This window comes from Stenotrophomonas riyadhensis, from assembly GCF_040256885.1.
Classification (GTDB): Bacteria; Pseudomonadota; Gammaproteobacteria; order Xanthomonadales; family Xanthomonadaceae; genus Stenotrophomonas; species Stenotrophomonas riyadhensis.
In genome coordinates, this window is the sequence record NZ_CP155568.1 from 534826 (window position 1) to 560862 (window position 26037).

At 64.9% G+C, this 26037-nt stretch carries 22 protein-coding genes; 7 read left to right on the forward strand and 15 right to left on the reverse strand.

Annotated elements, in window-relative coordinates; genetic code table 11:
* The first annotated feature begins 10 nt into the window (after positions 1-10).
* The 3 genes from SriyCCGPB3_RS02485 to SriyCCGPB3_RS02495 are packed head-to-tail and all read left to right on the forward strand — an operon-like array spanning position 11 to position 4875.
* Complete coding sequence (locus tag SriyCCGPB3_RS02485) at positions 11-1048, forward strand: class I SAM-dependent methyltransferase (RefSeq protein ID WP_153856234.1); 1038 nt, start codon at positions 11-13, stop codon at positions 1046-1048.
* Between the two features lie 27 nt (positions 1049-1075).
* The gene (locus tag SriyCCGPB3_RS02490; protein ID WP_164162108.1) at positions 1076-3826 is read left to right on the forward strand and encodes a glycosyltransferase; all 2751 of its coding nucleotides are present in this window, start codon (positions 1076-1078) and stop codon (positions 3824-3826) included.
* Positions 3823-4875, forward strand: a complete 1053-nt coding sequence (locus SriyCCGPB3_RS02495) for a hypothetical protein (RefSeq protein WP_153856236.1) — start codon at positions 3823-3825, stop codon at positions 4873-4875. The genes SriyCCGPB3_RS02490 and SriyCCGPB3_RS02495 overlap by 4 nt, the downstream gene beginning before the upstream one ends.
* A gap of 41 nt (positions 4876-4916) precedes the next feature.
* Here SriyCCGPB3_RS02495 and SriyCCGPB3_RS02500 read toward each other — a convergent pair whose 3' ends face one another.
* From SriyCCGPB3_RS02500 to SriyCCGPB3_RS02555, 12 genes are all read right to left on the reverse strand, one after another.
* Positions 4917-6887, reverse strand: a complete 1971-nt coding sequence (locus SriyCCGPB3_RS02500; protein WP_248859113.1) for a hypothetical protein — start codon at positions 6885-6887, stop codon at positions 4917-4919.
* Positions 6888-6994: 107 nt separating this feature from the next.
* Positions 6995-8128 (reverse strand): dTDP-4-amino-4,6-dideoxygalactose transaminase, encoded by a 1134-nt coding sequence (gene rffA / locus SriyCCGPB3_RS02505; RefSeq protein ID WP_153856359.1) that lies wholly within the window; start codon positions 8126-8128, stop codon positions 6995-6997.
* A gap of 34 nt (positions 8129-8162) precedes the next feature.
* Positions 8163-8528: an EamA family transporter gene (locus SriyCCGPB3_RS02510; protein WP_057496716.1), complete on the reverse strand. Its 366-nt coding sequence runs from the start codon at positions 8526-8528 to the stop codon at positions 8163-8165.
* A 4-nt stretch (positions 8529-8532) separates the two neighbouring features.
* Positions 8533-9759, reverse strand: a complete 1227-nt coding sequence (locus SriyCCGPB3_RS02515; RefSeq protein WP_057496715.1) for an acyl-CoA reductase — start codon at positions 9757-9759, stop codon at positions 8533-8535.
* The gene (locus tag SriyCCGPB3_RS02520; RefSeq protein WP_153856238.1) at positions 9756-10859 is read right to left on the reverse strand and encodes an acyl-protein synthetase; all 1104 of its coding nucleotides are present in this window, start codon (positions 10857-10859) and stop codon (positions 9756-9758) included. Before SriyCCGPB3_RS02520 ends, SriyCCGPB3_RS02515 begins: the two co-directional genes overlap by 4 nt.
* Positions 10856-12253 (reverse strand): AMP-binding protein, encoded by a 1398-nt coding sequence (locus SriyCCGPB3_RS02525; protein ID WP_350259836.1) that lies wholly within the window; start codon positions 12251-12253, stop codon positions 10856-10858. Before SriyCCGPB3_RS02525 ends, SriyCCGPB3_RS02520 begins: the two co-directional genes overlap by 4 nt.
* Positions 12254-13000 (reverse strand): SDR family NAD(P)-dependent oxidoreductase, encoded by a 747-nt coding sequence (locus SriyCCGPB3_RS02530; RefSeq protein ID WP_164162107.1) that lies wholly within the window; start codon positions 12998-13000, stop codon positions 12254-12256. It lies immediately after the preceding gene.
* Between the two features lie 2 nt (positions 13001-13002).
* Complete coding sequence (locus SriyCCGPB3_RS02535) at positions 13003-13251, reverse strand: acyl carrier protein (RefSeq protein WP_057496711.1); 249 nt, start codon at positions 13249-13251, stop codon at positions 13003-13005.
* Positions 13248-14009 (reverse strand): GNAT family N-acetyltransferase, encoded by a 762-nt coding sequence (locus tag SriyCCGPB3_RS02540; RefSeq protein ID WP_350259837.1) that lies wholly within the window; start codon positions 14007-14009, stop codon positions 13248-13250. The genes SriyCCGPB3_RS02535 and SriyCCGPB3_RS02540 overlap by 4 nt, the downstream gene beginning before the upstream one ends.
* On the reverse strand, positions 14006-15034 hold the full coding sequence (locus tag SriyCCGPB3_RS02545) for a glycosyltransferase family 2 protein (RefSeq protein ID WP_228756428.1): 1029 nt from the start codon (positions 15032-15034) through the stop codon (positions 14006-14008). The genes SriyCCGPB3_RS02540 and SriyCCGPB3_RS02545 overlap by 4 nt, the downstream gene beginning before the upstream one ends.
* Before the next feature lie 98 nt (positions 15035-15132).
* Positions 15133-16071 carry an electron transfer flavoprotein subunit alpha/FixB family protein gene (locus tag SriyCCGPB3_RS02550; protein ID WP_164162105.1) on the reverse strand — a complete coding sequence of 313 codons (939 nt, stop codon included), beginning with the start codon at positions 16069-16071 and terminating at the stop codon, positions 15133-15135.
* Positions 16071-16817 carry an electron transfer flavoprotein subunit beta/FixA family protein gene (locus SriyCCGPB3_RS02555; protein WP_153856243.1) on the reverse strand — a complete coding sequence of 249 codons (747 nt, stop codon included), beginning with the start codon at positions 16815-16817 and terminating at the stop codon, positions 16071-16073. The genes SriyCCGPB3_RS02550 and SriyCCGPB3_RS02555 overlap by 1 nt, the downstream gene beginning before the upstream one ends.
* Before the next feature lie 264 nt (positions 16818-17081).
* Between SriyCCGPB3_RS02555 and rfbB the strand changes: the two genes are divergently transcribed.
* From rfbB to rfbD, 4 genes are read left to right on the forward strand one after another with little or no spacing between them, the layout of a single operon-like run.
* Positions 17082-18137, forward strand: a complete 1056-nt coding sequence (gene rfbB, locus SriyCCGPB3_RS02560; protein WP_164162104.1) for a dTDP-glucose 4,6-dehydratase — start codon at positions 17082-17084, stop codon at positions 18135-18137.
* Positions 18138-18151: 14 nt separating this feature from the next.
* Positions 18152-19039, forward strand: a complete 888-nt coding sequence (gene rfbA / locus SriyCCGPB3_RS02565; RefSeq protein WP_164162103.1) for a glucose-1-phosphate thymidylyltransferase RfbA — start codon at positions 18152-18154, stop codon at positions 19037-19039.
* On the forward strand, positions 19036-19593 hold the full coding sequence (gene rfbC / locus SriyCCGPB3_RS02570) for a dTDP-4-dehydrorhamnose 3,5-epimerase (protein ID WP_248859117.1): 558 nt from the start codon (positions 19036-19038) through the stop codon (positions 19591-19593). Before rfbA ends, rfbC begins: the two co-directional genes overlap by 4 nt.
* Positions 19590-20483: a dTDP-4-dehydrorhamnose reductase gene (gene rfbD / locus SriyCCGPB3_RS02575; protein WP_350259838.1), complete on the forward strand. Its 894-nt coding sequence runs from the start codon at positions 19590-19592 to the stop codon at positions 20481-20483. Before rfbC ends, rfbD begins: the two co-directional genes overlap by 4 nt.
* A 52-nt stretch (positions 20484-20535) precedes the next feature.
* Here the strand turns inward: rfbD and SriyCCGPB3_RS02580 are convergent, their stop codons facing one another.
* The 3 genes from SriyCCGPB3_RS02580 to SriyCCGPB3_RS02590 all read right to left on the reverse strand — a co-directional run bounded on the left by SriyCCGPB3_RS02580 (position 20536) and on the right by SriyCCGPB3_RS02590 (position 26018).
* A complete protein-coding gene (locus SriyCCGPB3_RS02580) occupies positions 20536-21939 on the reverse strand; it encodes a mannose-1-phosphate guanylyltransferase/mannose-6-phosphate isomerase (RefSeq protein WP_350259839.1) in 1404 nt (467 codons plus the stop codon).
* Positions 21940-21950: 11 nt separating this feature from the next.
* Positions 21951-23297, reverse strand: a complete 1347-nt coding sequence (locus tag SriyCCGPB3_RS02585) for a phosphomannomutase (RefSeq protein WP_350259840.1) — start codon at positions 23295-23297, stop codon at positions 21951-21953.
* Positions 23298-23393: 96 nt separating this feature from the next.
* A complete protein-coding gene (locus SriyCCGPB3_RS02590) occupies positions 23394-26018 on the reverse strand; it encodes a DEAD/DEAH box helicase (protein WP_350259841.1) in 2625 nt (874 codons plus the stop codon).
* Positions 26019-26037: the final 19 nt, after the last annotated feature.

Below are 26037 nucleotides of genomic sequence, written 5' to 3' on the forward strand. Positions count from 1 at the left end.
AGAGACTGAGATGATCGATTTCCCGTTGTCGCCGAACATGCTGATGATGCCCCGCAAGCTCCCGCACAGCGCGTGGCTTGGGCACATTCCGTTCGCCAGCTGGCTGGTGGAAGTGGTGCGGCCAAAGAGCATCGTGGAGCTGGGTACGCACAACGGCGCCTCGTTCCTTGCCTTCTGCCAAGCGGTGGAAACCCAGCAGGTCAGTGCGCGGGTGTTCGCGGTGGATACCTGGGAAGGCGACGAGCATGCCGGCTTCTACGGCAATGAGATCTATGCCGAGCTCCGCGATTACCAGCAGCGCCACTACGCTGGCATTTCCGAGATGATGCGGATGCGCTTCAACCAGGCGCTGGAGTACTTCGCGGATGGATCGGTCGATGTCCTGCATGTGGACGGTCTGCACACCTACGAAGCCGTCCGCGAAGACTTCGAGACGTGGCGCAGAAAGCTGTCGCCGCGCGCGGTGGTGTTGTTCCACGACAGCTGCGTGCGCGAGCGCGGATTTGGCGTGTGGCAGTACTGGAGCGAGATATCCTCGCAGTTCCCGTCGTTTGAATTCACCCACACCCATGGGCTCGGCGTGCTGCTGGTGGGCGAGGAGCAGCCGCAGGCACTGCTGCAACTCGCCCAGGCTGCGCGTGATGGCCTGTTCGCTACCATCAACCAGTTCTTCGATGCCTTGGGTCGCAACATCAAGAACGTGGAAGAGATCGAACGGGTGAACCACGGCCTGGCCGCCGCCCATGGCGAGATCGGGCGGCTCAACGCCGAGGAAGCACGCCTGCGCGCACTGCTGGAAAAGAGCAGCTACGCCACCGAGGAGCATTACGCGATAGTGGAGTCGCAGTTGCCGAGCCTGGCCCAGGGCCTGTCACTGCTGGAGCGTCGCGTTATCGAAGGGATGAGCGAGACGCGCCAGGCACTGGACCATTCCCGTGAAGCCTCGGTCGCCAATGTGGTGGCGTCGGTGATCCCGCGCCTGGACGAGCAGGACCGGAAACTCAATCTCCTCGTGCGCCCGTGGTGGCGCCGTGCCCTTGGCCGCTGAACAAACAGGATCCCGCAAGGCACCTACATGTCCATCGACAAGACCCTACTCAAGCGTGGCCTCAAGCGGGTGGCGGCAAAGGTGCTGTCCATCAACTGGTTCGCACCGGTTCCCGATCGCCTGAAGCTGCTGGTTGCCCGTCGGGCGGGGTGCTGTGACTGGCACTGGTACGCGCGCTTCATCCTGCGTTCGCCCGGGGCGGCCGCCGAAGGCCCCAGCCACTTCCTGTCCTTTGGCAATGCCGAAGGGAAGTCACCGAGCCCGCTGTTCGACCCTGCGTGGTACTGCGCGCGTTTCGGCCTCAAGGCGTCCCCGCTTGATGCCCTGATGCAGTACCTGTTCATCGGCGACCGCCTCGGCCTGGCACCCAGCCCGTGGTTCGATCCGCGCTACTGCCGGCGCACCGCACCGTCGTCCAGCGGCCTGCGGCCGGTGCTCGGCCAGTACCTGGTGGATTACCACAACTCGGGAACGCCACACCCATTGTTCGACCAGGACTGGTACCTCAACCAGTACCCGGACGTGCGCGACAGCGGCGCCAATCCGTTGGTGCATTTCCTCTATGACGGCATTCCCGAAGGACGCCTGCCCAATCCGTACTTCGCGCCGGCGTGGTATCTGGAAACCTATCCGGATGTGGGAGGCAACGACCCGTTCGCACATTTCTTCGCGCATGGCGCGGCGGAAGGACGCAGCCCGGGGCCAGAATTCAACGCGCGACAGTATCTGGACCAGAATCCGGATGTTGCGCTGACCGGCATGAACGCGCTGGCGCACTACCTGGCGGTGGGTCGCCGCGGTGGTCGCGAGCTGGGCAAGCGTCCCTTCTCGCTGTGCGATCTTGCCGCGCCCGTGGCGCCTGCCGACGCGCCGCTCCAGGACGGCGTGGTCGACATCGTCCTGCCGGTCTACCGCGGCCTGGAAGAGACGCGCAACTGCATCGATTCGGTGCTGCGCTCGCACAACCGCAGCCGTACCCGGCTGCACATCTACAACGACTGCTCGCCCGAGCCGGAAGTGACCGCCTACCTGCGTGAGCTGGCCAGCCGCGAGCAGTCGGTGCGCCTGGTCGAGAACCCGCAGAACCTGGGCTTCGTGCTGACCGTCAATGCCGGCATGGCGCACGCCCTGCAGCAGGCCGACAGCATCGGTGCTCTCCTGCTCAACAGTGACACGATCGTGACCGGTGACTGGGTCGACCGCATGGTTGCCCACCTGGGGGCCAATGTCGGCTCGGTCACGGCGCTTTCCAACAACGCTACGATCTGCAGCTATCCCCAGCTGGGCGCCAACGCGCTGCCGAAGGAGATGGATGCGTCGGCGCTGGACCACCTGACCCGCCGCATCAATGCCGGTGTGGCCGTGGATGTTCCCACCGGCGTCGGCTTCTGCATGCTGATCTCCCGCGCCGCGCTGGAAAAGGCCGGCCTGTTCGATGCCGAGGCTTTCGGCAAGGGCTACGGCGAGGAGAACGACTTCTGCATGCGCTCGGGTCGTCTCGGTTTCCGCCATCGCTTGGCCATGGACGTGTTCGTCGAACACGTGGGTGAAGTGAGCTTCGCCGACGACAGCAAGCCCGGCAAGATCATCGCGCAGAAGATCATCGACGAGCGCTACCCCGATTACGGTTCGCAGGTTGCCCGGTTCTGTTCGATGGATCCGGGCTTCTCGGCGCGCGTGCGGCTGACCCTGGAGGTCTGGAAGGCGAGGGCGCGTCCGGTCTCGGTGCTGTTGACCCACACCTGGGGCGGAGGCACCGAGCGTGCCGTGCAGGCCATGCGTGCCTCGCTGGCCGAAACCGGCGAAGTGGTGATCGTACGGCCGATGGAGGACAACAACGGGTCGGGGCTGGTCAGCGTCAGCCATGCATCGGACTTCGATGGCTTCGAGTTCCTGTTCCGCTACCGCACGCCCGACGAGCTGGCCGCGATGCTGCAGGCACTGGGCACCGGGACGCTGCAGATCCACCATCTGGTCGGGTTTGGCCCGTCGGTGCGTCGCGCGGTGGCGCTGACCGGGCTGCCCTACAGCTTCCACGTGCATGACAACTATGCGATCTGCCCGCAGATCACCCTGACCGATGCTACCGGCAACTACTGCGGCGAGCCTGGTGAAAACGGCTGTGACAGTTGCATCGCCGAGCGCCCGTCCAACGGCGCGGCGGACATCCGCAACTGGCGCGCCAACAACCAGTGGCCGCTGCTGGGTGCACAGGCAGTGTTCGCACCGAGCCGGGATGCGGCGCAGCGCATGCAGCGCTACACCGGCATTTCCGTGCAGACCGTTTACCACGAGTCGAGCATCGACACGAATCCGGGCCGGCTTGGGCGAGGCGCGCGGCCGTACCGGGTGCTGCTGCTGGGTGTGATGGCCGCGCACAAGGGCTTGAATCACCTGCTGGCCATTGCCGAGGAAGCGCGACGTATGCGTGCACCGCTCGCGTTCCACGTGATCGGCTATCCACAGACGGACGTACCCAAGAACCCGGGATTCAGCTGGAGCGGTCCCTATGCGGAGCAGGACCTGGACGAGCTGATCGAGGCGCACGACCCCGATGCGTTCCTGTTTCTTTCCCAGGCCCCGGAAACCTATTCCTACACCCTGTCGCACGCCCTGCGCGATGGCCGGCCGATTGCCGCCAACCGCCTCGGTGCGTTCACCGAGCGGCTGGAAGGCGTCCCCAATGCACTGATGCTGGCCCATGACGCGACTGCGGCCGATGCGGTACAGGCGCTGGTGACGTGGCTGGAAGGTCTGTACGAAAAGGAAACCGCATGAAACAGCGATTCGGCACGGAGCGGCGTCCTGCGCTGCGCTCGCAGTACGCCTTGCGGATTGCAGTGATCCCCGAGCGCTACGGCACGGTGATGTCGCCGTGCGCGAGCATCCGTCTGCACGCGTTCACCGAGCGCTTCGCTGCCGATGTCCGCTACCTGATGCCGGAAGAGATCGCTGCATTCAAACCGCACGCCATCCTGTGGAACCGGGGAGCGATCGAGGACGCCGACCGGATCGAGCAGATGGCCGTACTGGCCAGAAGGATCGGCGCGCGGCTGATCTATGACATCGACGACAACCTGTTGGCGATGGATGAGCACCCCGAGCGCGATGCATACGCAAAGCTGATCAGCGCCGTGCGTGCGTCGATCGACGTGGCTGATGAAGTCTGGTGCTCGACGGAGATACTGGCATCTGAAATCCGGTCTGCCGGCGGTAACGCCGTTCTCATGCCAAACGCCCTGGATCCGGACCTATGGGGTGCCCCGCGCACGCCAGTGCAACCAATGCCGAAGTTGAAACTGGTGTACATGGGTACAAGGACCCACGACGAGGACTACGCATTCCTGCAGAGGGTGCTGGGTCGTCTGCAGGCATCGCGCCCTGGCAGCTTTTCGTTGACCCTGATCGGGGTGAATGCGGCGTCGGTAGCACTGCCTGACTGGGTCGATGTGCAGTCGCCGCCAGCTCATGTAGGAGCATCTTATCCCGCGTTCGTGCGCTGGTTCGTCGGCCAAGGCCCATTTGACCTCGGCCTGGCACCGTTGATGGCCACCACGTTCAATCGGGCAAAGAGCGGCATCAAGGTGCTTGATTACGCCGCGATCGGCGTGCCTACGCTTGCGTCGGACGTCCCTGCATACAGTGCCGGGGCAGTCGGTGACTGCTTGCTGGTCGAGAACGACGAAGGGGCATGGCTGGATGTCCTGCAGCAGGTGGTCGACAGCAGGGCCATCCTGGAGCCGATCCGGCAACGTATCCAGCATTGCGTTGGTGAAGGGCATTTTGCCGAGGCGGTTGAACGGCGTTGGTTGCGCATCACTGCCTGACGTGACGCCACCTGCGGGAGATCCGCAGGTGGCGCCTTGGATCAAGGCGTCAGGTTCGGCATTGCGATCCACAGAAACGAACAGGCGCCCAGTACCACGGCTGCAGCCACGGCATGATGTGCCAGCCGCTCGAGTTGCGAGCCTGGTCTCAGGTGTGAGAGTTGGGCGCCGAGCAGTACACAGATGCCGAGCACGTACCTGCCTTGTGCCTGGAAATCATAGGTCCAGCTGTGCAGCAGGGACGCGCCCAGCAGGCTGACCGCCGCGCCGGCAGCCAGCAGGAGCTGGCTGCGTCCCAGTTGCAGCGGCTGCGACGTCGCTGCAGTGCATAGCGCCAGAAGCACCAGCAGCGTAGTCAGTCCCCAGATCGCCTGGTAGTAGGCCAGTGGAGCGTAGTACTGCATGTAGCCGTAGACGCCGAACAGGCTTTTGGCCGTGGCCACCTGCCATAGCAGGGGAGGCTGGAGCATCTGCGGGAGCGAATAGCCCTGTTCGTACATGCGAAGGCCGGGGGACGGTGCCGCGTCGCTGGGCTTGAAACCGGGAGCTGCATGGACTTCACGTAGATGATCGACCAGCTCCGCCTTCTGCGAGCCACTGCCGTTGCGCAGGACATCCACTGCGATCCATGGAGCTGCCAACGCCAGAGCCAGCGCAAACAGCGCGCCGAGGCGGTAGGCAGGCGCCAGCATCCGGCTGCGGGCAAGTCTCCAGCCGTCGTAAGCCAGGATCATCACCGAAGTGGCGGACAGGACGGCCAGGAGCCAGCCGAGTCCGTAAGCTTGATGAAGTGCGTGTCCTCCGGCCGCCCACAGAATTCCCGACGTGCAGACGATCGCCATGGCGAGCGACGAGCGGACGGGCAGGCGCAATCCGGCTGATGCCAGCGTGGTGGCGATGAAGACCGCGACTGGCCAATAGTTCCGCTTGGAGATGATAAGCAGGCCCAGGCACAGCGCGAACAGCAGGGCGTGCACGATCACCACCCGCTCGGCGTGGCGCTCACCCAGCAGGTAGCTGCGCAGCGGACTCTCGCGTGTCAACGCAATGCCTGCAGCAAGGCTTGCGGCGGCCAGAGGAAGCGCATCGCCGTTCATGTACGAAAAGACATACCACGCCTGCGGCGTGACCAGGACCGGTACGAGAGTGAACGGCGAGAGACGCAGCAGGAAAACGGCTGCGATCAGTAATAGCAATATCGATGCCTGATAGAGCCTGAATCCCTGACGTTCGGTCAGACCAGCCTGCGCTGCGACGTTGCTCGCTTTGCCTGCGAACAAATACGTCACGTTCCATTCGGCGAGATAGCTGACGCCGTAGGGACTCGCCTGGTACGAGGGCAGCATCTCCGGCGAATCAAGCGCCGGCGGCAGCCAATGACTGTTGAAATAACGTGCACCCGCCTCATGCAGATCCTCGTCAGGGCTGACCGAGGGAGAGAGGGTGGCAAACCCTGCGAGCGCGAGCACCAGCGATGCGCAGATCAGTGATGGCCATGCATAGCTACCGGTATGAGCCATCTGCAGGCCCATCGCAATCGCAAGACAAAGGCCGAGGCCGACCCAGGCCAGCCGGGCAAGTCGATGCTGCAAGCGCGACGCATTTTCCACAGGCGTGGGAAGTGCCATCACCAGTTGCGGGTCGCCAGCATCTGGCAGCACCTGGTAGCGCCCATCCTGGCCTAGCGCTTCGATGGGAACGAGCTCGTTCAGATGGGTCGGGACAAGCGGGGCCACAGCCGAGGGCATTGAGCCCTCGATCCGCACATCGCGTACAGCGACGGTCGACGCGCTGGTGGGAGGATCCAGGCGAAGCGTGAATGTACGTCCCGGTGGGAGCTGCAGCTGCAGATGCGAGCTGCCTGCGGGCAGCTCCCGCGTCACTGACCCGGCCTCGGAGAAACCATTGCCCTGGTCGAAGAAGACCTGCAATGAGCCGGCAGCCGGCAGTTCCACGTCGAGCGTGAGCTCGGCATTGCTGTACCGGCGGGAGCCCGCCAGCACGACCAGCAACGCGGCGATGACCAGAACGATTAGTTGGCCTCTACGGAACCGAGCCAACCCCTGCCACCAGCTGGAACACTGATGGAGCAATCCGGCGGCCGGTTGGGAGGCGCTTGTCATTCCGCCATGCCCAGGACTTCATCGGCGGCTGCGAAGATCGCATCGAGATGATCCTCAACGCCGATCCACAACGGCATGCGGACCAGCCGCTCGCTGAGCTCGTTGGTGTTGCGCAGATCGCCGTGTGTACGCCCTGCCTGCAGTCCAGCCGGGGCGGAATGCAGCGGGATGTAATGGAACACGGTCTGCACGCCGCGGGCCTTCATTTCGCTTATGAATCGCGTGCGGGCATCGAGGTCCGGGAGCAGCATGTAGAACATATGCGCGTTGTGCTGGCAGTCGTCCGGCACGACCGGCCGACGCAGGTGGCCGGCGGCCTCATGCGGAGCCGCCCACTGCTGATACCGCTCCCAGATTGCCAGTCGACGCGCGGTGATCTGGTCTGCTTCCTCTATCTGCGCGCAGAGGAACGCCGCGGTGATCTCACCGGGAAGGAACGATGAGCCAACATCGACCCAGGTGTACTTATCGACCTGTCCGCGGAAGAAGCGGCTGCGATTCGTGCCCTTCTCGCGCAGGATCTCGGCGCGCTCGCCAAACTCAGCGTCACGACAGAGAAGAGCACCGCCTTCCCCCGAGATGATGTTCTTGGTCTCATGGAAGCTGAAGGCGCCCAGCTCCCCGATGGTGCCCAGTGGCCGCCCCTTGTAGCTGGACATGATGGCCTGGGCAGCATCTTCGACAAGCGCCAGCCCATGACGTGCAGCGATGTCGACCAGGGTATCCATCTCACATGCGACGCCCGCATAGTGGACTGCGCAGATGGCCCGGGTGCGCGGGGTGATCGCTGCTTCGACCAGGCGTTCATCCAGGTTCAACGTGTCTTCACGGATGTCGACGAACACCGGGACCGCGCCCCGCAGAACAAACGCGTTGGCGGTGGAAACGAAGGTGTAGGACGGCATGATCACTTCGTCACCGGGCTGCAGGTCGAGCAGCAGCGCCGCCATCTCCAGCGCGGCCGTGCAACTGTGGGTCAGCAGCGCCCGCTGCGCCCCGGTGCGCTGCTCCAGCCAGGCGTGGCTGCGCTTGGTGAACTGACCGTCGCCGGACAGGTGGCCGTTGGCGTGCGCCTGCGCAATGTGCCAGAGCTCACGACCAGTCATGAAGGGCTTGTTGAAGGGAATCAAGAGTGTGCCTCGCAGGGTGGGCGTTGGAATAGTGTCAGGCGACCGATCGTGACAGCACGACCACACCCAGCATGATGATCAGCGTTCCGGCGATCTTGTATCCGTCCAGCTGCTCCCGGAATATCACGCTGGCAAACAGCGCGACCAGGAAGAAGTTGATCGCCATGTACGGGTAGGCCCGGCTGATCGGCATCTTGCTGATGGCGGCCATCCAGCACAGGGACGCGCCGAAGGCCGCCGCAAAGGCGGAAATGACCCATGGCTTGAGCAGCAGTTGCAGCACGTTCAACGGCTGCAGCGGCGCGGAAAGCAGGTGGCCGTGGACGCCTACCTGCCACTTCAGGATCAGCTGGCCGTAGACCGTCAGCATGATCGTCAACGCGATGAAGAGGTAGCTCATCGTCTCAGTTCCCTGGCAGGGTGATCTTGCGGGTCAGCACGTCCAGCAGGTCGGTGCCGTCCCAGACCGGGTGGAAGTCGAGTGCGCGGCCGAAAGGCACGATGCGGTCGATGGCACGATTACCGAGCCGGTCAAGCAGCTTGATCAGCGATTCCCGCGGGAAACCCTGCACGACGAGCGTCTGGTCGCGATCATCCAGCTGTGGCGCCAGTGCTTCCAGCGTGTCCAACTGAACGTCCACCACCAGCCCGTGGCCACTCTGCAGCTCGCGCAGGTTTCCATCGGCGCGGGCAGCATCGAGCGTAAGGGGATAGGTGCCCAGTGACGTGCCCGAATGCAGCCCATCGGAGGAGAGTGCGGCCATCAGGTGGGCATCGGTCACCCGGGCCATCATCGCGGCGGGCTCATCTGCGACGGCGCCGGATTGCGAGCGTACCGCAGGCCAGAACCGTGCACGCGCGGCCTCCACTGTTTCCTGCGCGCCAACCCAGTACAGGGTGCGGGGTGAAGAGCACGCCTGCTGGCCGAACCAGAGAACATCGTTGACGAACCGGTGGGCAAGCTGCTGCAGGTCCGCGTCGCTGCTCTGCAGTACATGCGCGGCATCGATGGCTGCCACACCGAATCGATCCGGGAAGGCGAGTTCAACGGCCAACGGCGCCAGCGGCAAGGAACGGATCTTGGCGACCGTTGCGTCGCCGCCCCAGATGATCCGCGCATGGCAGCTGCGGGAGATCAACGTAGTCACCGCGTCATCATGCGGATAGGTCAGCAGCACGCTGCGCTGCAGGACGTCGGCATGCAGCCCTTCCTCGCGCATGGCGTGCAGGATCGAGACCAGTGCCTCGCGTTGGGGACTGTGCTTCTGCGACAGGCGGGCTACGTTGCGATTGCCGGCCAGCACGGACATCAGCCAGGCATAGGCGAACAGCACATCGACGTTGGCCGGCGCAAGATGGAACACCAGGCCACGTGCCAGCAGGTGTTCGGTGGACGGCGCCAGCAGGCGCCGCGACAGCTGCTCCTGCGCCGCCGGACGGAACCAGTGCGCCAGCGTCGCCAGTTCGGGATGCTCGCGCAGCACCGGCAGCGCGAACACACGTCGTGCGAAATCGGCAACGAACGCGCGCGCCTCCGCACTGAAGGGTGACAGCGGCGGCAGCGTGGCCAGGCGCGCCAGCTGATCCGGCAGCGCCGCGTCTGCGTCAATGGAGAACAGGATCTGTGTCATGCGCGGGGTACCGTTCGTGTGTCGCTGCAGCCGCGGACTTCAACGTTCTTGATGCGGCCCAGTACGCTGAAATGCTTCCCGAGTCTACCGCAAGGGCAATCGTCCTCGCCGTGGATCACGCCCAGGTCTTCGGTGAGCAGGCTGTGCCCCGGGTAACTGCCAGGCAGCAGGCTCAGCACCTGCACGGCACCTGCGGTTCCATTGGCTGTTGGGCTGAGATCCTGCAGGTCACGAATGATCACATCGGCATAAGCCGGTGCATGAAGATGACCGTGCTCGCACTCGAAGAAAATCGATCCGACCTGCTCGACCATGCCGTAATAATTGTGGACGCGATCAATACCGAAGGTGCTGGAGAGCGAGGCCTTGTAAGCGGCATTGTCGACCTTCTGTTCGTCCATCTTCTTCCAGCCGCCGCCATGCACCAGCATGCTGCCTTCGGGGAAGCGCAGCGTTACGCCGTCGCGTGCGGCAGCCTGGACAAAGGACTGCCAGACGATGAAGGTGAAGCCGAACAGCAGTACCGGTTCGTCCGGGGCGTTGGCCAGCCAGTGCGCCAGAGCTGCCCAGTCGGGCTGCAGCTGTTCGTCGAGCAGGTACAGATGGTCGCGGCCGAAGTTGGAGAAGCCCAGGATGCCGGCTGCGCGCGCGTTGAAGCGGCTGCGATCGCGCAGGAACGAGTCGTCGTCGATCACCAGCATGCGCATCCGGCGGTTGCCGGCAAAGTGGGAGAAGATCCGCGTCAGGGCGCGGGTCTGCGCGCGTGCGGTTTCCGCGTCGAGGAAGATCCTCGAGACGGCAGCGCCCGTGGTGCCGCTGGAAACCAGCGTGCGCAGTACCTGGTCGTCGGCGACGCTCTTCAGGTCGATCTGCTTGAACAGCCGGACCGGCAGCCAGGGCAGCGATTCCAGCGAGTCCGCCTGGCCGCCGCGCCACAATGCATCGAGCATGGCGCGGTAGGGCGGGCAGGACAGGTGGTGATGCCGGGTGAGCGACTGCAGGCCGTCCAGCAGCCATTCGCGCTTGGCCTGGCGGCCCAGCCCATAGACCTCCGCTTCCAGCGCAGCCGCTGCCAGCGAACTGTCCGTGCCTGCGTTCATTGACGTGCTCCTTGCGCGGCGAGCTGCCGCAGCGACAGATAGTCGATCTTGCCGCTGGACAGCAGCGGCAGCGAATCCAGATGGATGCAGCGGACCAGGCCGCCGAACAGCTTGTAGCGCGCCTGCACCAGTTGGCGGACGTTGTCCTGCGCAGCGGGGGCATCGCCATGGCTGAATACGACCAGATCGTCGTCATTGCCCGAGCAGGCGATCTGACGGCCGAGCGCGGTCGACAGCATCGCTTCCACTTCGTCGAGATTGACGCGGTTGCCGGAGATCTTCAGGAACCGTTTGGCGCGCCCGGTGATGTAATGGAACCCTTCGTCATCCACACGGGCCAGATCGCCCGTGCGAAGCAGGCCGTGCAGTTCGTCGGGGCGCGCAAGTCCTTCGCGCGAGGTGGCATAGCCCATCATGACATTGGGCCCCTCGTAGACCAGTTCACTGCTTTCCGCATCGACATGCATACGACCACCCGGCACCGCAACGCCGATGCTGCCGATCTTGTCCAGCAGCCGCTCGGAGGGAACATAGCTGATGCGGGGCGAGGCTTCGGTCTGGCCGTACATGACGAAGAACTGCAGGCCGTGGTCCTTGGCAGACTCGGCAAAATGCTGGACCAGTTCGTCGCGCAGGCGGCCACCGGCCTGGGTCAGCATGCGCAGGCTGGGCAGCTGCAGGCGCGCAAGGCCCATGCGGCGCAGTATTTCGTAGGTGGCCGGAACCCCGGACAGGGAGGTGACCGCATTGCCGCGTGCGGCTTCCCAGAACTCGCGGGTCATCAGGCTGTCTTCGCTCAGCACCACGCAGCCACCACAGCCCAGATGGCTGTTGAGGATGGACATGCCAAACGAATAGGCCAACGGCAATGTGGTGATGGCGCGGTCTTCGGGACCCAGGCCGAGATAGGCAACGATCGATGCCGTGTTCGCGGCCAGGCCCTGCGCGGACAACCGCACCAGCTTGGATGAACCCGTACTGCCCGATGTGCTCAGCAGCAGCGCCAGGTCGCCATGCGGCGATGGGAGCGTGAGGTGGGTTTCGCGCAGGTGGATGCCCAGAGTGCCTGCGACATGCACCGTCCGGTAACCCGCCGGCGCCGTGCCCGGCATGGCAAGCCAGTCCGGCGCGTACTGGGTCAGCAGCGCGTCCAGCAGCTCCGGGTCGACATCGGGCTGGATCAGCAGGGGTACCTGACAGGTACTGCGCAGGGCGCCCAGATAGAGCGCGACCGCGTCGATCGTGCTGGGCATCGCCAGCACGCCCATGCCCCGCCCGGCGGGCAGGTGCGTGGCCAGGGTATCGGCCAGCACGCCCAGTTCGTCATAACTGAGCGTCCGTGTTCCCTCGATGAGCGCAGTGCGGTTGCCGTGCGCCAACTGCCAGAACTGCATTCAGACCACCATCTGTCCGTCGATGCCGATGATCTGGCCTGTGATGTAGGCGGAGCTGTCGCCGAGCAGGAACGCGACCAGCTCGGCCACTTCGCGCGGCGTTCCTGCGCGGCCCATGCCGATCGATTCCACCCGCTTGGCGTGGGCGGCCTGCGGCATGGCGCGGGTCATGTCGGTATCGATGAAACCCGGCGAAATCGCATTCACGCGAATGCCCTTGGCAGCCAGTTCCTTCGACGCGGATCGGGTTGCACCGACCAGTGCCGCCTTGCTTGCCGAATACAGGCTCAATCCTGCAGCGCCATTGACGCCCATGATCGAGACGAGGTTGACGATGCTGCCCTTCCGGGTTCGCGCCATCAACCGGCTTGCATACTGCATCATCATCAACGGCGCTTTGACATTCACCGCCAGCACGCGGTCGATGTCTTCGGCACGGATCATGCCCAGAAGACCTTCGTGCAGGACCCCTGCGTTGTTCACCAGCCCATCCAGGCGGCCGAACTGGTTGAATATCTGCTTGAACACGGCGGCCACCGCATCGACGTCGGCCAGATCGATGACCGCGACCATCGGTTCCGGTGCCCCCTGTGCGGTGACCTCGGCGGCGAGCGCGCGCAGCGCGTCGTCATCGCGCGCGACGATCACCAGCTGGACGTGCTGTGCTGCCAGCAGTTCGCAGATGGCCCGGCCGATGCCTCGCGAGGCCCCGGTAACCACGACAACGGGAGCGTGGGTGCCCGTCATTGTCAGACAGCAGCGCCGTGCTTGCGCAGGATTTCGCGCGCCTTGCCGACCGAGCTCATGTCGATCACTTCGTCCATGTCGATCATGACGTTGAACGCTTCTTCCAGTGCGGCGACCACGGACATGTGCGCGATCGAATCCCACTGCGGAATGGTGTTGTAGCGCAGTTCGTCAGTCACCTGGGAGGCATCGATGCCCAACACGCGGGCGAACACGGCTACAACCTGGTCTTCGTTGCTGGAGTTGCTCATAGGAATTTCCGGAACCCGTTAAGAGATGAATTGAATTGGAAGCCAAGCCGGGCATACAGATTGATGATGCCGGTATTGGCGGCGGACACCAGCGTCGTGCAGCGCTGGATATCCCTGGTAGCCAGCGATTGCAGGGCAGTGATCCATAGCGGCATGGCCAGCATGGCGTACGGGGCGGCTGCACCTGTCAGCAGCAGCTCTGCCCTGTGCTCGTCGGCGAAGACTCGTTCTGCATGGAAGCCAATGACACGGCCGCGTGATTCCGCGGTTTGGACCAGCTGGGCGTTGACCAGGTCCTCGATCCAGTTGGCGGTGCGAAGACGTGCGTGTGCAGGGTCGATGGCAGGGTCTTCCAGAAAACGGCCATGCCCGAAGTCGTCGGCGGCGATGGACCGCAGCAACGGAATGTCCGCAGCAATGGCCGGCCGCAGCGTAGGCAGCATCCCGCGCGGGACCGCAGGCAGTTGCCCCATGCCGCTGCGTGACACGGTCAGTGACGTTTCAACGAACTGGAAGCCACAGCCGAGCACCGCAGCACGCAACGCATGCGCATTGGCATCGATGCGACCGAACAGGTAGTGGACACCCTGCTGCCTGGCCCAGGCCTGGGCCTGGTCCAGCATTGCGGCCGCCTGGTCCGTGGTGGCCGCATCCAAACGGACGATCTCGGCAGTGGTGCAGCCCAGCGCGCGCTCATCCCAGGGCGTCAGGCGCGCCTCGACCACGCTGCCGCCTGCCTGCAGAGACAAGTGGCTCATGGAGCTTCTCCGCGAACGGTCGTTTCAGAGACGATGTAGTAGGGGCGCCGTTGCACATTGCGGAAGACCTGGCCGACGTACAGCCCCACAACGCCCATGGAGAACATCATCAATCCGCCAATCAGCCAGATTGCGGCGATGATCGAGGTGTAACCCGCAACCTGGATGTCGCCGTCCCACCATCGCCAGATGCTGATGGCCACCATGACGAAGGCGACCAGCGCGCAGAACATGCCAGTGCCGGCCACCATGCGCAGCGGCTTCTCCGAGTAACCCAGGGCGATGTTCATGGCCAGCCGCAACAGGCGCCGCAGGGTGTAGGACGATTCACCCTCTGCGCGCTGCTGGTGGCGTACGGGAAGCTTGCCCGTGCGGAAGCCGGCCCATTTCACCATCAGCGGGAACGAGCGATCACGTTCCGGCATTGCACAGACCGCGTCGATGACCTTGCGGTGGAAAATGCCGAAATTGGCCGTGGAAGGGTCCTGCGGCACGCCGGTCAGCCAGCCCAGCACCGCAAAGAACCCCCACGACGAGAGGCGCTTGAGCGGGGTGTCCATGCGCTGTATCCGCTGCGCGAACACGGCTTCAAACTGCTCATCCACCGCCTTGCGGTACAGGCCGGGAATTTCTGCAGGAACATCCTGCAGGTCGCAATCCATGACGACCGTCCAACGGCCCTGGGCATGCTCGATGCCGGCTGAAATGGCCGAGTGCTGCCCGAAATTTCGCGAGAGCTTCAGGCCCTTGAGCCAAGGCCGGCTGGCGGCCAGCTCCTCGATGCGCGGCCATGCGCCGTCAGGGCTGGCGTCGTCGACCAGGATCATCTCGAACGACACGCCCATGGATCCTGCCGCAGCCTGGACCTGATCGACGAGATCTTCCAGGCACCCTTTACAGCCATAGACAGGCGCGACGACCGACAGTTCGACCGGCGGCTGCGGAGGGGAAGGCGGAACAGCGGTCATGGAGTGGTGGGCCTCGGCGCCATCTTCAGGGAAATCGGAACCATCGCGCCGGCGCATCCGCCTGCAGGGGGTAAATCCGACAACGGAAGAGTATAGACGCCCGGGCAGGGTCCGGCATGACGGCGGCGGCGCAGGCGCCGCCGCCGTCGCTTGAGTCAGAGCGCCTTTTCCAGCTCCGGCAGGATCGCAAACAGATCCCCCACCAGGCCGATATCGGCAATCTCGAAGATCGGCGCATCGCCGTCCTTGTTGATCGCGACGATCGTGCCGGCATCCTTGATGCCGGTCAGGTGCTGGATCGCACCGCTGATGCCGACGGCTACATACAGTTCCGGCGCGATGATCTTGCCGGTCTGGCCGACCTGCAGGTCGCTGGGCACGTAGCCGGCGTCAACGGCGGCACGCGAGGCACCGACGGCGGCACCGAGCTTGTCGGCCAGCTGGAAGATGACCTTGAAGTTCTCTTCCGAACCAACACCACGGCCACCCGACACCACGCGCTTGGCGCTCTGCAGGTCCGGGCGGTCGCTGGCACCGGCGGCCAGGCCGACGAAGCGGGTGTGAGTCGGCAGGGCAGCATCGACGTTGGCCGCTTCGATGGCGGCGCTGCCGCCCTGGGCCGCTTCCGGCCACGAGGCGGCACGCACGGTGGCGACCACGATCTGGTCGGCCGGGGCTTCCACGGTGATGATCGCGTTGCCGGCGTAGATCGGGCGCTTGAAGGTGTGGCTGCCTTCAACGCTCATCAGGTCGGAGACCTGGTTGACGCCGAGCAGGGCGGCCACACACGGCATCAGATCCTTGCCGAAGGTGGTCGACGGGCCGAATACGTGGGTGTAGCCCTTGGCCAGCTGTGCGATCTGCGGCGCCAGCACCTGGGCGATGGCCTGCGCGTTGGCGGCATTGGCCACGGTCAGGACCTTGGCGACGCCGGCGATCTTCGCGGCTTCAGCGGCCACGGCGCCCGGGTCGGCAGCCAGCACCAGCACGTCGATGCTGGCACCGCTGATGGCGGCGGCGGCACTGACGGTCTTGGCGGTGGCGGCGTTGAGCTTGCCGTCGTGGTGCTCGGCGATGACGAGAATCCTGCTCATTACAGCAACCCCTTCTGCTTGAGTGCGGCAACCAGTTCGGCCGCGTCCTTGACCATCACACCCTTGCTGCGCTTGGACGGCGCGGCGTAATGGGTGGTCTTGAAGGTGTCGGCGGTTTCAACGCCGAGGTCGGCCAGCTGCAGGGTCTCCAGCGGCTTGGCCTTGGCCTTCATGATGTCCGGCAGCTTGATGAAGCGCGGTTCGTTCAGGCGCAGATCGGTGGTGACCACGGCCGGCAGATCCACTTCCAGCGTTTCCAGGCCGGCATCGACTTCACGGGTCACCGTGGCTTTGCCATCGGCAATTTCGAGCTTGCTGGCGAAGGTCGCCTGCGGGCGGCCCCACAGCGTGGCCAGCATCTGGCCAGTCTGGTTGGCGTCGTCGTCGATGGCCTGCTTGCCGAGGATCACCAGATCCGGCTGTTCCTTTTCGATCAGCTTGAGCAGGGTGCGCGACGCGGTCAGCGGCTGGATGGCCTGGTCGGTGACGACGTGGATGGCACGGTTGGCGCCCATGGCCAGGCCGTTGCGCAGGTGCGCCTGGGCGTCGGCCGGGGCGATGGTGGCAACCACGACTTCGCTGGCGATGCCCTTGTCGCGCAGGCGCAGGGCTTCTTCCAGAGCGATTTCATCGAAGGGGTTGGGGGACAGCTTGACGCCGTCGGTGACCACGCCGGAACCGTCCGGCTTGACCTGAATGCGGACGTTGTAGTCCACCACGCGCTTGTACGCGACGAGGATTTTCATCTGGTACGGGGTCCTTCAATAACGGGGAGAACGTCCGGTCCTGGAGCAGCAACCGGTTCGGGGGTGGGACCCCGATTCTAGCTGGCTTGAGGTGACCATGCGAATGCGTATGGTGGGGGCTCCGGCTGTTGCGATGCAGCAATGCAGTCGGCCTGAGTTCACTTGTGTGATCGCGTGTTACCGGAGGCCCGTTGTATCCTTCAACGTTGCATTGTCGTGGCCATGAAGGCCCCGTCCCACGAATCACGATCAGGAGAACAGGTAGTGCCCACATGGCTTGTAACCGGCGGCGCCGGATTCATTGGCGGTAACTTCGTTCTCGAGGCCGTCGCGCGCGGCGTCAAGGTCATCAATCTCGATGTGCTGACCTACGCCGGAAATCTGAAGACACTGTCCAGCCTTGACGGCAACCCGAATCACCTGTTCGTCCAGGGCGACATCGGCGACAGCTCCCTGGTCGCCCGCCTGCTGGCCGAACACCAGCCGGATGCGGTGCTGAACTTCGCCGCCGAAAGCCATGTGGACCGCTCCATCGACGGCCCTGGCGCGTTCATCCAGACCAACGTGGTGGGTACCCTGGGCCTGCTGGAAGCGGTCCGTGACTACTGGAAGGCGCTGCCGGCCGAACAAAGCGCGGCATTCCGCTTCCTGCACGTGTCCACCGACGAGGTGTACGGCACCCTGGGCGAGACAGGCAAGTTCAGCGAGACCACCCAGTACGCGCCCAATTCGCCGTACTCGGCATCGAAGGCGGCCTCGGACCACCTCGTGCGTGCGTTCCACCACACCTATGGGCTGCCGGTGCTGACCACCAACTGTTCGAATAATTACGGCCCGTACCACTTCCCCGAGAAGCTGATCCCGCTGGTGATCGCCAAGGCGCTGGCTGGCGAGCCGCTGCCGGTGTACGGCGATGGCAAGCAGGTGCGCGACTGGCTGTTCGTGTCCGATCACTGCGAAGCGATCCGTACCGTGCTGGCCAAGGGCCAGGTCGGCGAGACCTACAACGTCGGCGGCAATTCGGAAAAGCAGAACATCGAAGTGGTGCAGGCCATCTGCGCGCTGCTGGATGCGCGTCGTCCGCGCGAAGATGGCCAGCCGCGCAGCAGCCAGATCACCTACGTCACCGATCGCCCCGGTCATGACCGCCGTTATGCGATCGATGCTTCCAAGCTGAAGAACGACCTGGGCTGGGAGCCGGCCTATACGTTCGAGCAGGGCATCAGCTTCACCGTCGACTGGTACCTGGACAACCAGGAATGGGTCAACGGCGTGCTCGACGGCAGCTACCGACTGCAGCGCATCGGCACCACGGCCTGAACCCGGGAGACAACATGACGCAGCGCAAGGGCATCATCCTCGCCGGTGGCTCCGGCACCCGGCTGTATCCGATCACCAAAGGCGTCAGCAAACAGCTGCTGCCGGTGTACGACAAGCCGATGATCTACTACCCGCTCAGCGTGCTGATGCTGGCGGGCATCCGTGAAGTGCTCATCATCAATACCCCGCACGAGCAGGCGCTGTTCCAGCAGCTGCTGGGTGATGGTTCGCAGTGGGGCATGGACATCCAGTACGCGGTGCAGCCGAGTCCGGATGGCCTGGCCCAGGCCTACCTGATCGGTCGCGACTTCGTCGCCGGCAAGCCGAGCTGCCTGGTGCTGGGCGACAACATCTTCCACGGCCACGGCCTGCGCGAGGTGCTCAAGCGTGCCGATGAGCGCGTGGACGGTGCGACCGTATTCGGCTACTGGGTGAACGACCCGGAGCGTTACGGCGTGGCCGAGTTCGACACGAGCGGCAAGGTCATCGACCTGGTGGAGAAGCCGGCGAACCCGCGCTCGAACTATGCGGTGACCGGCCTGTATTTCTACGACGGCAACGCCAGCGATTACGCGGCTGAACTGAAGCCGTCGCCGCGTGGCGAACTGGAGATCACCGATCTCAACAAGCGCTACCTGGCCGAGGGCAACCTGCACCTGGAAGCACTTGGCCGTGGCTATGCGTGGCTGGACACCGGCACCCACCAGTCGCTGCTGGAAGCGTCCAACTTCATCGAGACCATCCAGACCCGACAGGGCCTGCAGGTGTGCTGCCCGGAAGAAATCGCGTTCGGCCAAGGCTGGATCAATGCCGAGCAGTTGGAAGCGCTGGCTGCACCGCTGATCAAGAATGGCTACGGCCAGTACCTGCACAAGCTCGCCCTGCGTGGAGTCGTTCCGTGAAAGTGATTGAAACCAAGTTGCCCGGCTGCGTGGTGATCGAGCCGGCCGTGTTCGGCGATGCCCGCGGTTACTTCTTCGAAACCTGGAACGCCGAGCGCTTTGCTGCACTGGGCCTGCCGGACCGTTTCGTGCAGAGCAACGTCTCCACCTCCGCGCAGGGCGTGCTGCGCGGCCTGCATTACCAGTGGCCGCGCCCACAGGGCAAGCTGGTCAGCGTGCTGGAGGGCGAGGTCTATGACGTTGCCGTGGACATCCGTCGTGGCTCGCCGACCTTCGGCCAGTGGGAAGCGGTGGTGCTGAGTGCGGAAAACAGGAAGCAGTTCTGGATTCCAGAAGGCTTCGCGCATGGGTTTGCCGTGCTCTCCGAACGTGCGCTGTTCAGCTACCTGTGCACCGATGTCTACGTCAAGGAAGCGGATGCGGGTATCCGCTGGAACGATGCTGACATCGCAATTGACTGGCCGATCAGTGCACCGACCTTGTCGGCGAAAGACGAGAACGCTCCGTTCCTGAAGGACATTGCTGAAGACCGCCTGCCGGTCTACATCCCGTGACGGCGCTGGTGTTCGGCGGCAACGGCCAGGTCGGCCAGGAGCTGCTGCGCGCGCTGGCGCCGCTGGGCAAGGTGGTCGCAACTACCCGCAGCGGGCAACTGCCCGACGGAAGTGCCTGCGAAACCGCCGATTTCGGCCAGCCCGACAGCCTGTCGGCATTGCTGGATCGCCTGCAGCCATCGGTGGTGGTCAACGCGGCCGCCTACACGGCGGTTGATCGTGCCGAGCAGGATGCCGAGGCCGCCTTCGTCGCCAATGCGGAGGCGCCGGGCATGATCGCGCGCTGGTGTGCGGCGCACGGCGTGCCGTTCGTGCATTACTCCACCGACTACGTGTTCGATGGCCAGGGCAGCGCGCCCTACCGCGAAGACGAGCCGACCGCGCCATTGGGCGTGTACGGCACCAGCAAGCGCGATGGCGAGGATGCGGTTCGCGCGGCCGGCGGTCGTCATCTGATCTTCCGCACGGCGTGGGTGTATGCCTCGCATGGCGCCAATTTCCTGCGCACGATGCTGCGGGTGGGCGCCGAGCGCGACCAGTTGCGTGTGGTAGCCGATCAGATCGGCACGCCGACACCGGCTGCGCTGATCGCTGATGTCACCGCGCAGGCACTGCAGCATCCGGGGCAGCTGTCCGGCACCTGGCATCTGACGGCCAGCGGTCAGACCAGCTGGCACGGGTTCGCCGAGGCGATCTTCGCCGAAGCGCTGGCGACCGGCGTGTTGGCGAAGGTGCCGACCGTCGAGGCGATTCCCAGTTCCGAGTACCCGACCCCGGCCAAGCGCCCGGCCTGGTCGGTGCTGGACAACCGCAAGCTGCAGCAGGATTTCGGCATCGTGCTGCCTGCATGGCAGGACGGCCTGAAGCGGGTGATGGCGGAGATTGCCTGACCCGGCAGGCGACGTGCCGACCAACGGTCGGCACCCACCACAGGGCGCCGGGTCAGCTGCGCCCGTAGGTATCCTCGAAACGCACGATGTCGTCTTCACCGAGGTAACTGCCGGACTGCACCTCGATCAGTTCCAGCGGTAGCTTGCCCGGATTGCGCAGGCGATGGGTCACGCCCAGCGGGATGTACGTGCTCTGGTTTTCGCTGAGCAGGATCACCTCGTCGCCGCGGGTCACCTCGGCGGTGCCGCTGACCACGATCCAGTGCTCGGCACGGTGGTGATGCATCTGCAGGCTGAGCGTACCGCCGGGCTTGACGGTGATGCGCTTGACCTGGAAACGCTCGCCGTTGTCGATCGAATCGTAGGCTCCCCAGGGGCGGTAGACCTTGCGATGCCAGGTGGCCTCGCTGCGGCCTTCAGCCTTCAGCTGAGCGACCACGGTCTTGACCTCCTGCATGCGGTCAGCCTTGCCGACCAGCACCGCGTCGTCGGTCTCGACCACGATCACGTCATCCAGGCCGACCAGCGCCACCAGGCGCTGTGCATAGGCATAGGTGTTGCGGCAGTCGATCGCGATCACGTCACCCTGATGCGCATTGCCATCGCCATCCTGCTGCGAGACATCGCGCAGTGCGGTCCACGAACCGACGTCGTTCCAGCCCGCGTCCAACGGAATCACCACGGCGTCTTCGGTTTTTTCCATCACGGCATAGTCGATGGAATCGGAGGGAACGGTGGCGAATGCCTCCTGGTCGAGGCGGGTGAAATCCGAATCGCGACGGGCCTGCTGCCAGGCCTGGCGGCTGCCGGCCAGCATCGCCGGCTGGAAACGCTCCAGCTCCTGCAGGTAACGCGAGGCCTTGAACAGGAACATGCCACTGTTCCAGTAGTACTGGCCGCTGCTGACGTAGCCGGTGGCGGTGTCCAGGTCGGGCTTCTCGACGAAACGCTCGACCGCGCGCAGGCCCTGGCCGTCGGCAGCCTTGATATAGCCGTAGCCGGTTTCCGGACCGGTCGGCACGATGCCGAAGGTGACCAGCTTGCCGGCTTCGGCGGCACTGGCTGCAGCCTTCACGGCTGCATGGAACGCGGCTTCATTGGCAATCACATGATCCGAGGGCAGCACCAGCAGCAGCGCGTCGGCGCCGTCTCGGGTAGCTTCCAGCGCGGCAACGGCGATGGCCGGGGCGGTATTGCGGCCGACTGGCTCAAGGATGATCGCAGCCGGCTCGGCGCCGACCTGCTGCAGCTGTTCGGCAGCGACGAAGCGGTGCTCCTCGTTGGCGATCACCAGCGGACCGTGCGCGGCGATGGGAGCGACGCGTTGCCAGGTGGCCTGCAGCATCGTCAGTTCTCCCGCCAATGGCAGGAACTGCTTCGGATACGCCTCGCGCGACAGTGGCCACAGGCGGGTACCGGAACCACCGGAGAGGATGACGGGCTGGATGCTGCTCATGCGTTCCTCGGTTACTGCTGGATGAGGCGGGAAATTTCGTCGGTACGCGTCTGCATCAGCGCTGCATCACCGCGGGCTTCGACGTTCAGTCGCAGCAGCGGCTCGGTGTTGGAGCTGCGCAGGTTGAAGCGCCAGTCGCCGAAGTCGGCGCTGATGCCGTCGGTATGGTCCAGCGCCGGCGGCTGCGCCGCGAAGTGCTCCATCACGCGTGCCACCGCAGCCTTGGCATCGGCCACCTTGAAGTTGATTTCTCCGCTGCAGGGATATGCCGCCATGCGGTCTTCGACCCAGTCGGCCAGCGAGCGGCCACTCTCGGAAACCAGTTGCGCGATCAGCAGCCACGGGATCATGCCAGAGTCGGCATAGGCGAATTCGCGGAAGTAGTGGTGAGCGCTCATCTCGCCGCCGTACACCGCATCTTCGGCACGCATCTTTTCCTTGATGAAGGCGTGGCCGCTCTTGCACAGCACCGGCACGCCGCCTGCCTGTTCAACCATCTCCACGGTATTCCAGACCAGGCGCGGGTCATGCACGATCTTGCCACCGGGATTGCGTGCCAGGATGGCCTTGGCCAGCAGGCCGACCAGGTAATAGCCCTCGATGAAGCGGCCGGTATGGTCGAAGAAGAAGCAGCGGTCGAAGTCGCCGTCCCAGGCAATGCCGAAGTCGGCGCTGTGTTCGCGCACTGCATCGGCGGTGGCGGCGCGGTTTTCCGGCAGCAGCGGGTTGGGAATACCGTTGGGGAAGTTGCCATCGGGTTCATGGCAGATGCGGATGAACTCGAACGGCAGGTGCGGCGCCAGCAGGTCGACGATGGCACCGGCACCACCGTTGCCGGCATTCACCACCAGCTTCAGCGGCTTGAGCTTGGCGGCGTCGACGTAGCTCAGCAGATGCTGGATATAGGCGCTCTTGTCATGCTCGGCGGTCTGCCCGGCGCTCGGCGGCTGGGCCTCGGACGCATCGGCGGCGACCGCATCGGAGATCGCGAACAGGCCGGTATCGGAGCTGATCGGACGGGCGTTCTCCTTGACCAGCTTCATCCCGTTGTAGTCCATCGGGTTGTGGCTGGCCGTCACCATCACGCCGCCGGCTGCGCCGAGGTGATCGGTCTGGAAGTAGACCTCTTCGGTACCGCACAGGCCGATGTCGATCACCTCACGACCGGTACCACGCAGGCCTGCGGCCAGTGCATCCTGCAGCGCCGGGCTGGTCAGGCGCACATCGTGGCCGAGGACCACCGGGCCGGGAGCGAGCTGCGCGGCCAGGGCGACGCCGATGCGGCGGGCCAGGTCTTCGTTCAGTTCTTCCGGCACGCGGCCGCGGATATCGTAGGCCTTGAAGGCGGGCAGGGGCATCGATCAGATCCTTTGTGAGCTCAGCCCTCAATTGTAGTCCCAGTCCCGTATGGGAATCGTTTCCATCGGAGAACGCCACCTGACTGGCGCCCCGGATCAGGCCTGCGGTGGTCGCCGGCCTGGCCGGCGGGTGCGCTTGGCCGGCAGGCCCGGCAACGGCGCCAGCAGCGCCTGGACGTCCTCCTCGCTGAAACGTGGCCCCGTGCTGCCGCCGCCTTCCAGAATCGAGTCGGCCAGCAGGGCCTTGCGTTCCTGCAGTTCGGCAATCCGTTCTTCGATGCTGCCTGCGGCGATCAGCCGGTAGACGAACACCGGCTGCTGCTGGCCGATCCGATGGGCGCGGTCACTGGCCTGGTTTTCGGCGGCCGGGTTCCACCAGGGATCGAAGTGGATGACGGTGTCTGCAGCAGTCAGGTTCAACCCGACGCCACCCGCCTTCAGGCTGATCAGGAACACGGGTACCTCGCCCTGCATGAAGCGCTGCACCGGCGTGGCCCGGTCCTGGGTATCGCCGGTCAAGGTCACATAGGCCAGTCCCAGATCGTCCAGCGCCTGCGCGATCAGCGAAAGCATGCCGGTGAACTGCGAAAACACCAGGATGCGCCGGCCTTCCTCGACCATCGACGGCAGCATCTCTCGCAGCAGCTCCAGCTTGGCCGAGCCGGCATTGCGTGCCGGGGCGTCGCTCGGCAGCAGGCGCGGATCACAGCAGACCTGACGCAGCTTCAGCAGCGCATCCAGCACCCTGATGTGGTTACGCGCCAGTCCGCTGTCGCTGATCGCCTCGCGGACCTGCTTTTCCATCGCGGCACGCACGGTCTCATAGAGATCACGCTGCCCGCCCTCCATCGCTACCGCGCGGGTGATGAGGGTCTTCGGTGGCAGTTCGGCGGCGACCTGGTCCTTGCGCCGGCGCAGGATGAAGGGGCGCAGCCGCTGCGCCAGCAGCTGGGCTCGGCGGTGATCGCTGCCGCGCTCGATCGGGTGGCGCCAATGCTGGTTGAACTGTTTTTCGTTGCCGAGCAGGCCGGGCAGCAGGAAGTCGAACTGCGTCCACAGTTCGCCGAGGTGGTTTTCCAGCGGCGTGCCGGTCAGGCACAGCCGGTGACGCGCCTGCAGCGTGCGCAGGGTGATTGCGGCGCGCGACTTTGGATTCTTCACCTGCTGCGCTTCGTCGAGGATCAGCAGGTGGTAGGCATGGGCCTTCAAGGCCTCTTCATCACGCCAGAGCAACGGATAGGTGGTGATCACCAGGTCATGCTCGGGGATGGACGCGAACGAAGCTTCACGCCCGGGCCCATGCAGGGCCAGCACGCGCAGGCCCGGTGTGAAGCGCGTCGCCTCGCTCTGCCAGTTGTGCAGCAGTGAGGTCGGCACCACCAGCAGCGCCGGCCGGTCCAGGCGGCCACCTTCCTTCTCGACCAGCAGGTGGGCCAGGGTCTGCAGGGTCTTGCCCAGCCCCATGTCATCGGCCAGTACGCCGCCCAGGCGCTGCTGCCGCAGGTACTGCAGCCACGACAGGCCTTCGCGCTGATAGCCACGCAGCGTCGCCAGCAATCCGGCCGGTGGTGCCACGTCTTCCGGCGCAGGCGCCTGCAGCAGGCGCTGTACGAGTGCCTGGGTGTCCCCGTGGCCCCGGAGCCGCAGGTGTGCGTCGTCCTGCAGCGCCTGCAGGCGACCGCGGTCCTGCGTCGACAGCCGTAGCGGCGCGCCGCGCTGGGTAAACAGATCGGCGAGCAGGGCAATGACTGGCTTCAATCGCGATGCCCGCAGTGCCAGGCGCGTGTTGCCGCCGGCAGTCAGCAGGATGTTCTCGTCATCGCCAATCGCGTCCAGCTGCGCGCGCGACCAGCGTGGGTCGGCGTGCAGCACCTGCTGGAGCAGCGGAACCATGGGCACGTTGTGGCCGTCCACCTCGATCTCGAGGCCCAGATTGAACCAGCCCCCGTCCGTCGGGTCCGCCTGGATGTCCAGGTCGATCTCATCCACCCGGGTGATGCGATGGCGGAAATCGTCGTCCGTCTCTACCTTCCAGCCCAGGGCCTCCAGCCGCGGTACGTCGTCCAGCAGGAAGCGGGTCCAGTCGAAACTGCGCAGTTCGAACAATGGGCCGGCGCCGTCCAGGACGATGCGTGGCTGTCGCTCACGGTGCAGATGCACGCCGCGCAGTTCATCTTCGCGTCGTGCCTCCTCGTGAAGGTCACGCGGCAGCAGGTAGAGCTGGCCCTGCGGGCCATGCACAAACAACGACGGGTCGTCGAGAAAGCGCACGTGCTCGTCGTACTCGAACGCGATGGTGGCGACGTCCAGCCACTGCGAAGGATCACGCTCGGTGAGCCAGTCGGGACGGTACTCCAGGCTGTGCAGATGGAGGATCGGCGTCATCGCCTGGATCGGCAGGGTTGGCAGCGTCGGATGCGCAGCGGGACGTAGCGGGCCCGAGTCGCCCTCCAGTGACGTGTCCAGTGCAGCCAGCAGGACGGAAGCGACGTGCTCGCAGTGGCCCCCCACCGGGCAGGTGCAGCGACTCTGAAGAGGGCTGTAGGGTGCGCGGGCGCTGGCGTCCAGGTCGATGGCCACCTGCCAGGTTTCCACCTGCGCGGTCAGCAGCGGTGCCCGGTAGTGCAGTTCGTGCACGGCACCTGCGCGTTGCCTGCCTCTTTCCAGTGTCCCGGCATCCAGCCAGCGGGACAGTTCCCCTCCGGTGAATACTACGGCCATGCGTCGTCCTGTCCTCTCC